The sequence below is a fragment of the Tepidibacillus decaturensis genome, assembly GCF_001561915.1.
Taxonomy (GTDB): Bacteria; Bacillota; Bacilli; order Tepidibacillales; family Tepidibacillaceae; genus Tepidibacillus_B; species Tepidibacillus_B infernus.
In genome coordinates this window covers 283,050-295,922 of record NZ_LSKU01000001.1, presented here as the reverse complement: position 1 = coordinate 295,922, position 12,873 = coordinate 283,050, and the positions used below count along the sequence as shown (strand labels likewise).

General features: G+C 36.8%; 11 protein-coding genes and 1 pseudogene. All 12 read right to left on the bottom strand.

The genetic code is table 11. The annotated features are described in order from the left end of the window. Positions 1–5: 5 nt before the first annotated feature. Positions 6–926 (bottom strand): ABC transporter permease, encoded by a 921-nt coding sequence (locus U473_RS01365; RefSeq protein WP_068722647.1) that lies wholly within the window; start codon positions 924–926, stop codon positions 6–8. 2 nt (positions 927–928) lie between these two features. After that, positions 929–1,857: pseudogene (locus tag U473_RS01360) on the bottom strand (ABC transporter permease). A 107-nt stretch (positions 1,858–1,964) separates the two neighbouring features. Then, on the bottom strand, positions 1,965–3,608 hold the full coding sequence (locus U473_RS01355; protein WP_068722645.1) for a peptide ABC transporter substrate-binding protein: 1,644 nt from the start codon (positions 3,606–3,608) through the stop codon (positions 1,965–1,967). Between the two features lie 276 nt (positions 3,609–3,884). After that, positions 3,885–4,442, bottom strand: coding sequence for a Fe-S-containing hydro-lyase (locus U473_RS01350; protein ID WP_068722643.1), 558 nt, complete (start codon positions 4,440–4,442; stop codon positions 3,885–3,887). 17 nt (positions 4,443–4,459) lie between these two features. Beyond that, the gene (locus U473_RS01345; RefSeq protein ID WP_153011974.1) at positions 4,460–5,302 is read right to left on the bottom strand and encodes a fumarate hydratase; all 843 of its coding nucleotides are present in this window, start codon (positions 5,300–5,302) and stop codon (positions 4,460–4,462) included. A 183-nt stretch (positions 5,303–5,485) separates the two neighbouring features. Then, a complete protein-coding gene (gene mdh, locus U473_RS01340; protein ID WP_068722641.1) occupies positions 5,486–6,424 on the bottom strand; it encodes a malate dehydrogenase in 939 nt (312 codons plus the stop codon). Positions 6,425–6,449: 25 nt separating this feature from the next. Beyond that, positions 6,450–7,745 (bottom strand): NADP-dependent isocitrate dehydrogenase, encoded by a 1,296-nt coding sequence (gene icd, locus U473_RS01335; protein WP_153011973.1) that lies wholly within the window; start codon positions 7,743–7,745, stop codon positions 6,450–6,452. Positions 7,746–7,963: 218 nt separating this feature from the next. Further along, positions 7,964–9,301 carry a citrate (Si)-synthase gene (locus U473_RS01330; protein WP_068722640.1) on the bottom strand — a complete coding sequence of 446 codons (1,338 nt, stop codon included), beginning with the start codon at positions 9,299–9,301 and terminating at the stop codon, positions 7,964–7,966. A 429-nt stretch (positions 9,302–9,730) separates the two neighbouring features. Then, positions 9,731–10,210 (bottom strand): DUF441 domain-containing protein, encoded by a 480-nt coding sequence (locus U473_RS01325; protein WP_068722639.1) that lies wholly within the window; start codon positions 10,208–10,210, stop codon positions 9,731–9,733. An 84-nt stretch (positions 10,211–10,294) separates the two neighbouring features. Beyond that, positions 10,295–10,591: an FxsA family protein gene (locus U473_RS01320; RefSeq protein ID WP_321164131.1), complete on the bottom strand. Its 297-nt coding sequence runs from the start codon at positions 10,589–10,591 to the stop codon at positions 10,295–10,297. Positions 10,592–10,603: 12 nt separating this feature from the next. Continuing rightward, complete coding sequence (locus tag U473_RS01315; RefSeq protein WP_268807431.1) at positions 10,604–11,023, bottom strand: acyl-CoA thioesterase; 420 nt, start codon at positions 11,021–11,023, stop codon at positions 10,604–10,606. 91 nt (positions 11,024–11,114) lie between these two features. Then, positions 11,115–12,866, bottom strand: a complete 1,752-nt coding sequence (pyk, locus tag U473_RS01310; RefSeq protein WP_068722636.1) for a pyruvate kinase — start codon at positions 12,864–12,866, stop codon at positions 11,115–11,117. Positions 12,867–12,873: the final 7 nt, after the last annotated feature.

Here is a 12,873-nt window from a genome sequence, read left to right as displayed (position 1 = left end):
CTCCCTTATTTTCTTAATCTAGGATCTAACGCATCTCGCAAACCATCGCCAAATACGTTAAAGGCAAACATCGTTAATGAAATCATAAAGGCAGGGAATGCCAATCTCCACCAATGGCCAGAAAGAATTGTAACAATTCCTTCATTTACCATTGTACCCCAACTTGCTAAAGGCGCGGGTACACCTAAACCAATAAAACTTAAGAATGCTTCTGAGAAAATTGCACCAGGAACAGTTAAAGTCATGCTAACAATAATTGGCCCTAATGTATTTGGAATTAAGTGTTTAAATAATAATCTGGTTGTATTCGCACCTAATGTTCTAGCTGCTAATATAAATTCCATTTCTTTTATTTGTAGGATTTGGCCACGGACCAAACGCGCCATACCAATCCATCCAGTTGCAATTAATGCAAGAATAATCGTTCCCAAACCACGATCCATGACGACCATTAAAAGAATAACAACAAGTAAATATGGAAGCCCATATAATACATCAACAACCCTCATCATAAACTGGTCAACTTTGCCACCTGCATAACCAGAAATTCCACCATAGATGACACCAATAAGCAGATCGGCTAATGCTGCAGTTAAACCAATGAATAATGAAATTCGTGCTCCTGACCAAAGTCGCGCAAACACATCACGGCCAAGATCATCTGTCCCAAACCAATGTTCAGCACTCATTGGATGATTGGTAATAGTTAAATCTTGAGTTCTATAATCATAAGGTGTTAAATGCGGACCTATAAGAGCCATAATTGCCAAAAAAACGATTATCCATAAACCTAACATAGCAAGCTTATTTTTCTTCAAACGTCTCCATGCATCCTGCCAGAAGTTTAAGCTAGGACGAACAATTTTTTCAGCCTGGTCACGGTCATGACTGATACGTTGAAAGCTTTGATTTGTGATTTCTGGCATGCTTATTCCCCCTTAGCTCCAATTTTGATTCTTGGATCAATAAATCCATAGGCTAGATCAACTAGAAAATTCGCAGAAATTAAAACTGCACTATAGAAAATAGTTGTACCTAAAATAACTGGGTAATCACGATTTGTCACACTAGTTACGAAATATTTACCTAATCCAGGGATACCGAAAATTTGTTCAACAACAAAAGTACCCGTTAAAAGTGTAGCAGTTAATGGACCTAAAATCGTAATAACAGGCATAATGGCATTACGAATGGTATGCTTCCAAATCACTTGGAAAGAATTAAGTCCCTTCGATTTCGCTGTACGAATATAGTCTTGTCCTAAAACTTCCAACATATTGGAACGCATCAATCGAGCGATAACTGCCATTGAGTGCATACCTAGTGCTGTTGAAGGTAAAATAGTATGTGCAAAAGTTCCCCATCTTGCGATTGGAAACCACCCAAGTTTCACTGCAAATATGTCAATCAAAATTGGAGCCAAGACGATATTAGGAACAGATACGCCTAATACAGCAATAACCATCGCTGTATAATCTAGTCCTGAATTATGCTTTAATGACGCGATTATTCCTAATGTAAGTCCTATACCTAAAGCAATGATTAAAGATTGTAACCCTAATTGTGCAGAAACAGGAAAATTATTATTGATAATATCATTAACCGTCAATGTCTTAGATGAAAAAGATGGACCTAGTTCTAATTTTGCAACGTTTCCCAAGTAATCTAAATATTGTACAGGCAGTGATTTATCCAACCCATAATGCTTCTTTAAGTTTTCAATCGTTTGCGGCGGTAATTTCTTCTCTTGTGTAAATGGATCCCCAGGGATTGCATGCATTAAAAAAAGGTTAATGTCACAATAACCCAAAGGGTGATGATTAACATCCCTAATCTTTGAAGTATGAATCTTAGCAAGTCTAACACCTCCATAAAAATGGCACAGACAAAGAAGTAGAGAAGCATACCCATAGGCATACCTCTCTAACCCTAACCTGTTTTCAAACATTAACTATACTATTTTACTACTCAATCGTTACCCATGTAAAGTCGGAACTTCCATCAGCATGACGAACAACATTTTTGACATTGTCATGTTGCATGAACACACGAGTATAGAAATAAACTGGAATGATAGGCATTTCATCCATTAAGATTTGTTCAGCTTCTTGGAATGCAGCTAAACGAACTTGTTGATCGCCAGTTGATTTTGCTTGTTTGATCAATTCATCGTATCTAGCATTACTCCAGTTTGTATCGTTATTTCCGCCATCAGTTACCCACATATCCATAAATGTCATTGGATCCATGTAGTCAGCTAACCATCCATAACGTCCGATTTGGTAGTCTCCAGCACTTAAAGTTTTTAAGTAAACTTTCCATTCTTGGTTTGTTAATTCTACATCAACACCAAGATTTTGTTTCCACATTGCTTGAACTGCTTCAGCAATTTTCTTATTACCATCATTTGTGTTATAAGATAATGTTACTTTAGGGAATGTTTTTAACCCTAACTCTTGCATTCCTTTTTCTAATAATGCTTTTGCTTCAGCAGGCTTCTTAACGAAGTCTCCATTTTTCTCGCGGAAATCTACTCCCATATCAGGAGATGCCCCCGGTGGTACAAAAGCATATGCAGGTATTTGGCCACCTTGAGTTACATTGTTAATCAATGATTCACGGTCGATCGCAGCAGCAAAGGCTTGACGAACATACTTGTTAGTAAATGGTTCTTTTTCAACATTGAAGACAAACATGTAGTTACCTAAGATTGGTTTACTTGTTGCTTCACCTTTGTCGATTAACTCTTTGGTTAATTCAGTTGGTGGTTGTGCGATATCTAACTCATTGTTTTGAAATAATTGATACTCAGTGTTATCATCATTGATCATAACCCAAGAAATTTTGGATAAATTCACTTTGTCTTTATTCCAGTAGTTTTCGTTCTTTTCAATCACTACTTCGGAATCATGTTCCCATTTTGTTAATTTGAAAGGACCATTACTAACATATGTTGCAGCTTCAGCAGCCCAATCTTTATTAGCTTCTACTACTTTTTGGTTTACAGGAAATAAAGTGTAGAAAGCAGTTAATTGTAAGAAGAAAGGTGTAGGAGCTTCTAACGTTACTTCTAAAGTTTTGTCATCAAGTGCTTTAACCCCTACGTCTTCAGCTTTTGCTTTACCTGCATTATAAGCTTCACCATTTTTTAAGTAATATAATTGGTAAGCATAGTCAGATGCTGTTTCAGGATTTAATACACGTTTCCATGCAAATTCAAAGTCATGTGCAGTAACAGGGTCACCATTAGACCACTTAGCATCTTTTAGATGGAAAGTATATTTTAAGCCATCTTCACTAATTTCCCAGCTTTCAGCCATACCAGAACCTTGTTTTACCTGGCTATTTTCATCTAGACGGACTAAACCTTCCATCAATTCGCGTAAGATGTCTCCAGAGGTTGAGTCAGTCGTAGTAGCTGGGTCTAAACTTGGTGGTTCAGTCTTTGCATTAAGCCTTAAAACTTGTTCTTTCGCAGGCTGTTCTCCTGCAGTTTGATCTTTTTTCTCGCCATCTGTGCTGGTTCCACCACCACAACCAGCAAGTACAACACTTGCAACCATAATGATTGCAATCATTAGCACTAGCCATTTGCTAGTTTTCTTCATTAAAAGACCCCCTTATGTTATGTTTTTTTATAGTAAAGGTTGAAATTCAACCTTACTTAAAAAATAGTAGAAATAGATACCACGTCATCTTTTTTTCTAATCACTGAATACTTTATTTTCTGAATATTTTATATATATAGTGTAATTAGAAAATATTATTTAAACTATATCAATAATTATACTGAATATCGGCTAATTGACAAGTGGAATTTTTCGCTTGTTTAAAACTATATTAAAATAATGTTAAATAAATGTTAAACAAATGAAAATACACGGTTAATCTACGATTTTATATTGTTCTGCTCCTTGAATATAAAGATCATTGCCATGCACATCATTTACAACGATTGCTGGGAAATTTTCTACTTCTAATCTTCTAATCGCTTCTGGTCCTAAATCATCATAAGCAATTACTTCTGCTTTTTTGATCGTTTTGGCAATTAATGCGGCTGCTCCACCAACAGCTGCAAGATATACTGCTTTATTTTTCACCATAGAGTCTTTCACATCCTGACTTCGACTCCCTTTTCCAATCATTCCACGAAGTCCTAACTCTAGTAATATAGGAGAATATTTATCCATTCGATAGCTTGTCGTTGGCCCAGCTGATCCAATGACTTTTCCAGGCTTTGCAGGTGTTGGTCCTACAAAATAGATAAATTGATCCTTGATGTCAAACGGCAAATCTTTTCCATCTGCCACCAATTCTACTAATCTTTTATGAGCAGCATCTCTAGCTGTATAGATCACTCCAGAAATGAATACTTGATCTCCAGCTTGTAATTTTGAAATTTCCTCCGCAGAAACAGGTGTTGTTATATGAACGGTTGCCATCCTCGTCACTCCTTTCCTTACAATACTACTTCTTTATGTCTTCCAGCGTGGCAATTGATATTTACTGCTACTGGAAGAGAAGCAATATGTGCGGGATAGATTTCTATATGAACATCTAAAGCAGTGGTTCGACCACCTAAACCTTGAGGCCCGATACCTAATTTATTGATTCTACCTAGTAATTCTTCTTCTAACTGTGCAATATCTTCTAGGTGACTTCGTTTTCCTAATTCTCTAAATAAAGACTTTTTAGCTAAATATGCAGCTTTTTCAAATGTACCACCAATTCCCACACCAACCACAATTGGAGGACATGGATTGGGTCCAGCTGTCTTCACGCATTCAACGATAAAATCTTTTACCCCTTCAACCCCATCCGAAGGCTTCATCATTTTGACAAACGACATATTTTCACTACCGCCACCTTTTGCAGCCATATGTATCTTCACTTGATCTCCATCTACTATTTCGATATGGATAACGGCAGGTGTATTATCTCCAGTATTCTTTCTCTCAAGTGGATGGCCTACGATTGACTTGCGGAGGTAACCATCCTTATACCCACGACGTACGCCTTCATTAATCGCATCATTTAAGTTTCCACCAACAATATGTGCATCCTGGCCTAACTCAACAATAAACACAGCAAATCCAGTGTCTTGACAGATTGGCACCCTTTCGTTTCTTGCAATGCTGACATTCTCTAATAATTGGTTTAAAACATCTTTACCTGTTTGAGATTCTTCTGTTTTTAACGCTTGTTTGAAAGCGTTTTCAACATCTTCACCTAAGTCAAAGTTAGCTGTTTGAACCATTTCTGCTACTGCATCAATAATGCTATCTACGTGAATCTCCCTCACAGATCTCCCCTCCAACCTTTTTGAATTCTTCACTGTCTAACTTTATTTTATCATAGCTTTTTTAATATTCACTCAATTTTTTTGTTAAACTTTACTTTATTACTTTAATAAGCTTATACCTTCTTATACGGTTATAAACCCCGGGAATCCCGGGGTTTATCTCTTGAAGCGTAATCTATTTTTTTATCGAACTAACTTGATAACTGCTTCAACGGCTTCTGCAGATTTATTAAGTGCAGCCTTTTCTTCTTCTGTTAATTCTAATTCGTATACTTTTTCAATACCATTTCCACCAATCAATGTTGGCACACCAAGATAAATATCATTGTATCCATACTCACCTTCTAAATAAACGATGGTTGGAATGATTCGTTTTTTATCTTTTAGAATGGCTTCAGCCATTTGAACAAGTGAAGCAGCTGGTGCATAATAAGCACTACCATTTCCTAATAGATTGACGATCTCGCCACCACCTTTACGTGTCCGTTCAACGATCGCATCTAATTGGTCTTTTGATAATAATGTTTCTAACGGAATGCCACCAGCAAATGAATATCTAACAAGAGGAACCATCGAGTCTCCATGGCCACCTAATACAAACCCATTTACATCTTCAACAGAAACATTAAGAGCTTGGGCGACAAAGGTACGGAAACGAGCAGTATCAAGTACACCCGATTGACCTATCACGCGCTCTTTAGGGAAACCTGTTGTCTTATAAGCAACATAGGTCATTGCATCTACAGGATTGGATAAGACGATAATATAGGAATTAGGTGCATATTTTGCTACTTGTTCTGCAACGGATTTTATAATACCCGCATTTGTATTAACAAGATCATCACGGCTCATTCCAGGTTTACGAGCGATTCCCGCAGTAATAATCACAAGATCAGAGCCAGTAATATCTTCATAGTTGCTTGTACCGACAATATTTACATCCACCCCTAAAACTGGAGTAGCTTCTAACATATCTAAGGCTTTCCCTTTTGTTGGGTTTTCTAGTTGAGGAATATCAACTAGTACAACATCTCCTAATTCTTTTTGAGCTAAAAACAAGGCAGTTGTAGCTCCAGTAAAACCAGCACCAATCACAGAAATTTTATTCCGTTTCATTGCCATTGTGATTCCCTCCATTTTTTTGGAATTACATATTTTTAATTAATTCTGTTCCAAATTCGGAGCATTTCAATTCCGTTGCACCTTCCATTAAACGAGCAAAATCATAAGTTACTGTTTTATTGGAAATGGTCTTCTCCATAGCAGAAATAATGAGGTTTGCAGCTTCTGTCCATCCCATATAACGTAACATCATTTCTCCAGATAGAATAACAGATGATGGGTTCACTTTATCTAATCCCGCATATTTTGGTGCTGTACCATGAGTAGCCTCGAACAATGCAACACCTGTTGTATAGTTAATATTGGCTCCAGGTGCAATACCAATTCCACCCACTTGTGCGGCTAAAGCATCAGAAATATAATCACCATTTAAGTTCAAGGTAGCAATGATATCATATTCTTTTGGTCTAGTTAAGATTTGTTGTAAGAATGCATCTGCAATCACATCTTTAATCAATAGTTTGCCTGATGCTAATGCTTCTTCTTGTGCTTTATTTGCAGCTTCTGTACCTTGTTCAGCCGCAATGCGATCATACTGTGCCCAAGTAAATACTTTATCACCATATTCCTTTTCAGCTACTTCGTAACCCCAGTTTTTGAAAGCCCCTTCAGTAAATTTCATAATATTTCCTTTATGAACCAACGTTACACTCTTACGATTATTTTCTAAGGCATAGTCAATAGCTGAACGAACTAAACGGTATGTACCTTCTTTGGATACAGGCTTAATTCCAATACCCGAGGTTTCAGGGAAGCGAATTTTCTTTACGCCCATTTCATCGATTAGAAAGCGGACAATTTTTTGAACTTCTTCTGTTCCCTCTTGCCATTCAATACCTGCATAAATATCCTCCGCATTTTCACGGAAAATCACCATGTCTGTCCATTCTGGATGCTTAATCGGAGAAGGAACCCCTTGGAAATAACGAACAGGGCGAACGCAAGCATATAAATCTAATTCTTGGCGTAATGCAACGTTTAAGGAACGAATTCCACCACCAATCGGTGTAGTTAATGGACCCTTTATTCCTACCAAATACTCTTTCATCGCTGTTAAAGTATCTTTTGGAAGCCATTCTCCCCATTTTTCAAAAGATTTTTCTCCAGTGTAAACTTCAAACCATTCAATTTTTCTTTTGCCGCCATATGCCTTTTCAACTGCTGCATCTAGCACTCGAACAGAAGCTGCCCAAATATCTGGCCCTGTCCCGTCCCCCTCGATAAATGGAATGATTGGATTGTCTGGTACATTTAATTTTCCATTTTCAATGGTAATCTTTTCCCCTCTTGTTGGCATGTCAAACTTTTCAAAAATTGACATCGTCTGTTACCTCCCATTTCTCCCATTGTTTTTTGTCTAATATGAATGAATCAAGGGGGTTTAAGAAAACTTAAACACCCCAATTAATTCCTATTCTGCACATTAAAAACTAGAACGTCAATCCATTTTTAAAATTTTGTTAATTTTTTTTATATTCCTTTACAAATAAATTATGATGCAAACGCTTCCAGTTTTCTTATTATAAACAACAAAATCATCTAGGCTCTATGTTCGTTACTCTTTGCTTCTTGTGCCTGTTTTGCGTATTCTTCCAACATATCAGTTGTTACAGATTTTGGTCTTTCAATTGGGTAACCAAGCGCTCTATCCCATGTAATATTAGCAAGAACACCTAGTGCTCTACCAATTCCGAATAGAACTGTATAAAAATCATATTCGGTAAGACCATAATACCACTGGATAACACCAGATTGAGCATCTACGTTTGGCCATGGATTTTTTGCTTTGCCTTGCTCTTTTAGAATATCAGGAACAACTTCATAAAGCTTACTGACAAGTTGGAATAGAGGATAGTCTGGTAAATGCTTTAAGCAATATTCTCTTTGAGAAGTATATCTTGGATCAGTTTTACGAAGAACTGCATGACCATATCCAGGTATAACATGGCCACTATTAAGCGTATCCCATACAATTTTTTTCAATTGTTCTGTTGTAGGAACTTGACCACCTAATTTTTCCATAAATTGTTGAATCCATGCAAGCACCTCTTGGTTTGCAAGGCCATGAAGAGGACCAGCTAATCCATTGATGCCAGCAGATAGCGAATAATAAGCATCAGATAAAGCTGATGCGACTAAGTGAGTGGTATGAGCAGATACGTTGCCGCTTTCATGATCTGAATGAAGAATAAAGTACATTCTAGCTACTTCATCATAAGGAGGTTCTAATCCCATCATATGAGCAAAGTTTCCACCAAGATCAAGAGTTGGATCTGGATCAATTTGTGTATCACCTTTGTATTTTAGCCTATAAATAAAAGCTCCAACTTGTGGTAATCTTGCCATCAGGTTTAATGCATCTTCATACATGTATTCCCAACTATTATATTTATTAAATTTTCCCTCGTTATAGGCTTTAGCAAACTCTGACTCTCTTTGCATCGATACAATTGCTGCCGAAAACATTACCATAGGATGTGAATCTCTCGGCATCGCCCTAAGAATATCAAACACATACTCTGGTACTTTTGCTCTATGTTTCATATCCTCTACTACTTCTTCAGCTTGTTCTTTTGTGGGGATATCACCTGTTAAAAGTAAATAAAAGAATCCTTCTACATAAGGGTAATCTTTGCCTTCAGGTTTTGGAAGACCTTCCATAACTTCTTGTATTGTATACCCTCTGAAGCGAATCCCTTCAAATGGATCCAAATAAGAGATGTCAGTAACTAGACCTTTGACTCCTCTCATCCCACCAATTGCTTGTGCGATCGTCACATCGCTAATTTTGACATCGCCACTTTCAACTAAGAGCTTTGTCGTTCTTTTTCTGTGCTCCTCAATTTTTTTGGCGAGTACGTTCTTTAAAGTAGACATATAAACACCTCACCCTCTCCCCTTTTTTCATTTTTATAATTAGAAGATATGAAAGATACATATCCTCAAATCAACGAACCAAAATATGATCTCTATATTTTCAGAATTTTAGTTAAATAATAATATCTTGAATATATTGTAATATATTATTGCAATTTTGTGAACTACTATTCTAATTTTTCTTAAAAATTATATTCTTTTGTATATATTGACATTTATATCCTCTATTATATTAAACTTTGTGCAAAAATAGAATTACCAAGGCTTTTTGAAGATGGAGAATTTCTGGATTACGAAGTAGTATAATCTTTTTAGAAATCTTGTTTAACACTTACTTCTTTTTTCATTTTTTATGCCTTTGCCTAATTTGTTTAAAATTGAACAAAAAAAGGAATAAATCATGCTTACATAGATTCATTCCCTCTTCTCTTAGTCGAAAAAGTATTTTAACCATTCAAAGATTTTAATCAATGTCACTGCAATCCCAGCACCAATCAAAGGGCCAACGGGAATTCCTTTAAGGAAAACCACGGCAAAAATCGTGCCTAATACTAAGGCTATTGTGATTTGCGGTGTTTTTTCTAATAATTGAATGCCATTTGCTGCAAACAAAGCGACGATCATTCCAGATATAATCGCAATGATACCATAGCTTGACTTAAAGGATTCGATTAAATCTTGCAGTTGGATTTTTCCTTTAGCAATAGGGACTAATACAGCAATCGTGATCATTATAATGCCGATATTCATTCCATGCTTGTCCAACAGCGGAAAAATGCGGTCTCCCAAATGGCTTAAGCGAATAACCAGAAGAATGGCCACGGCTATCACAATCGATTGATTCTTACTTAGTAGACCAATTCCTAACAATAAAATTAGAAAAATGATTTCATTTGGAATTTGGATCATAAAAATACCATCGTCCTGTTTGAATTTTTCGTTCTAACCATCTTTTTAGATACCCCTTTATCAGTTTCCTTGTAACGGGAAAAATCATAAAAAACCGATTGTGTCTGTAAAAAAACCTGGCGTGAGTAATAAAAGTCCTCCTGCAAAAATACTAATCCCATCTAAGATCGCATCTCCTGGTAGTTGTCCATTTCTAAGCTCAATCTGAGCTTTATTCCATGTTTTTAATCCTTCCTTTTTGGCTAAAAAGGCTCCAATAACCCCAGTTAAAATGACAGCCAAAAACGTTTGCACCCCACCGATAAATTGAGCAGCTTTGATAAGCCCCCAAATCTCCAAGGCAGGAATCACAATCATTAAAAATACAATGGTTCTGAACACAAATTCTCCCCCTTAACGATTAACTAAACTGATTAATGTTTGATGAATTTCTGGTGCTACTTTTTCTAATCGAACAGGTTTAAAGTTCTTGTCTATCCAGACATGACTTGTTTCACCTATCGCTAGTAATCTTTCATCAGTAACACGTATCACCTGGTACTCAAAGGTCATTCTTAAACTACTATATGCTTTTAATCGGGCTTGAATCAACAAATCATCATCATATTTTGCCGCAACCTTATACTTGCAGGATACATCAAAAACTGGTAATAGTAAGCCTTTTTCTTCTAGTTTTTTGTAACTGATCCCAAATTTTTTGATCATTTCCGTTCTCGCCACTTCAAACCAAACAAAATAATTAGCGTGATACACAACACCCATTTGATCAGTCTCTTGATAGCGAACACGAATCGGTGTCTCTGTCCATTCCACTGTTATTTCCCCCTTACTTCTTTAACAATAAAATTCTAGAGAAAGAGACCGTCTTAATAACGGTCTCTTGATGTATCATCTTATCTATTTATTACATCATTGGAATTTGTCCCGCATAGACATAGCCTCGTTCTGGGTCAACTGTAACGATCATACCATCCTCAAATTTTTCATAAGCTTGTTCAGCACCGACAATCACAGGAATTCCTAAGTTAATCCCTACCACCGCTGCATGTGAGGTTAGTCCACCTTCTTCAGTAATTACAGCTGCTGCTCTTTCAAAAGAACTTACCATGTCCTTATCTGTGGAGTAAGTAACAAGGATTGCTCCATCTTCCATTTTACTCGCTATTTCCTCAACTGTTTTCCCTTTTATTACTTTCCCGGTTACGACTCGATTTCCAATTCCTTGTCCTCTTACTGCGATATCACCAACTAAATGTACTTTGATTAAATTTGTCGTACCTGTTTTGCCTACTGGAACACCTGCTGTAATAATGACCAAGTCCCCTTGATTAATAGCTCCCGCATTTAGAGCCTCGTCAACAGCATGTGTGATCATCTCATCCGTTGTTCTAATTTGTTGCCCTAAGATGGGATATACTCCCCAACTAACACTTAATTTCTTCATCACTTTCGGATTTGGTGTGATCGCAATAATCGGAGCCTTTGGACGATATTTAGAAACAAGCCTTGCAGTTTGTCCACTTTCAGTCGGCGTTAAAATTGCATTTACCTCTAGATCAATAGCAGTATTAGCTACTGCCTGACTAATGGCATCGGTTACAGTAGTTTGCTGTAATGAGCTTCTCTTATTATAAATTTCTTTGTAATTAAGAGCCTCTTCTGTTCTTACTGCGATTCTTGCCATCGTTGCAACTGATTCTACAGGATACTTCCCTGCAGCAGTTTCACCTGATAACATAATGGCATCAGTACCATCAAAAATTGCATTTGCCACATCACTTGCTTCAGCACGGGTTGGACGTGGATTTCTTTGCATGGAATCTAACATTTGGGTAGCGGTGATGACTGGTTTACCAGCTTTATTACACTTTTCAATAATCATCTTCTGAACAAGAGGTACCTCTTCAGCTGGGATTTCAACACCTAAATCCCCTCTAGCCACCATGATCCCATCGGAAACTTGTAGGATTTCATCAATATTTTCAACACCCTCGTGATTTTCAATCTTGGAGATAATCAAAATATCTGCATTGTGTTCCTCTAAAATCTTGCGAATTTCAAGTACATCACTCGCTTTTCTCACAAAAGAAGCAGCTATAAAATCAAGGTCATTCTCGATTCCAAATAGGATATCCTTTGCATCCTTTTCTGTGATACCAGGCAAATTGATTTTTACTCCCGGTACATTTACACCTTTTTTGCTTTTGAGAATACCACCATTTAAAATTCTACAATGAATTTCATTGCCTTCAATCTTTATAACCTCTAGCCCAATTAATCCATCATCAATTAAGATTTTAGAACCAGGTTGTACATCATTTGGAAGACCTGCATATGTAATCGAAATTTTATTTTCATCGCCAATGATTTCATCCGTGGTTAAAATTATCGTCCCATCTTGTTTTAATTCAACTTCAGGTGCACCTATCACACCTGTGCGAATTTCAGGACCTTTCGTATCTAAGAGAATGGCAACTGTTTTTCCTGTTTCCTTTGCAGCTTGCCTGATGTTATGAATCCTTGCTAAATGTTCTTGATGATCCCCATGAGAAAAGTTAAGTCTAGCTACGTTCATTCCTTCATGAATGAGTTTTTTTAATACTTCTACCTTTTCACTCGCAGGGCCAATCGTACAAACGATTTTTGTTTTTCTCATTCTCTTT

Bases quoted from the DNA above. Each gene is read 5' to 3' on its own strand.
- U473_RS01365 (WP_068722647.1), bottom strand. From the start codon at position 926: ATGCCAGAAATCACAAATCAAAGCTTTCAACGTATCAGTCATGACCGT.
- U473_RS01355 (WP_068722645.1), bottom strand. From the start codon at position 3,608: ATGAAGAAAACTAGCAAATGGCTAGTGCTAATGATTGCAATCATTATG.
- U473_RS01350 (WP_068722643.1), bottom strand. From the start codon at position 4,442: ATGGCAACCGTTCATATAACAACACCTGTTTCTGCGGAGGAAATTTCA.
- mdh (WP_068722641.1), bottom strand. From the start codon at position 6,424: ATGGCAATGAAACGGAATAAAATTTCTGTGATTGGTGCTGGTTTTACT.
- icd (WP_153011973.1), bottom strand. From the start codon at position 7,745: ATGTCAATTTTTGAAAAGTTTGACATGCCAACAAGAGGGGAAAAGATT.
- U473_RS01330 (WP_068722640.1), bottom strand. From the start codon at position 9,301: ATGTCTACTTTAAAGAACGTACTCGCCAAAAAAATTGAGGAGCACAGA.
- U473_RS01325 (WP_068722639.1), bottom strand. From the start codon at position 10,210: ATGATCCAAATTCCAAATGAAATCATTTTTCTAATTTTATTGTTAGGA.
- pyk (WP_068722636.1), bottom strand. From the start codon at position 12,866: ATGAGAAAAACAAAAATCGTTTGTACGATTGGCCCTGCGAGTGAAAAG.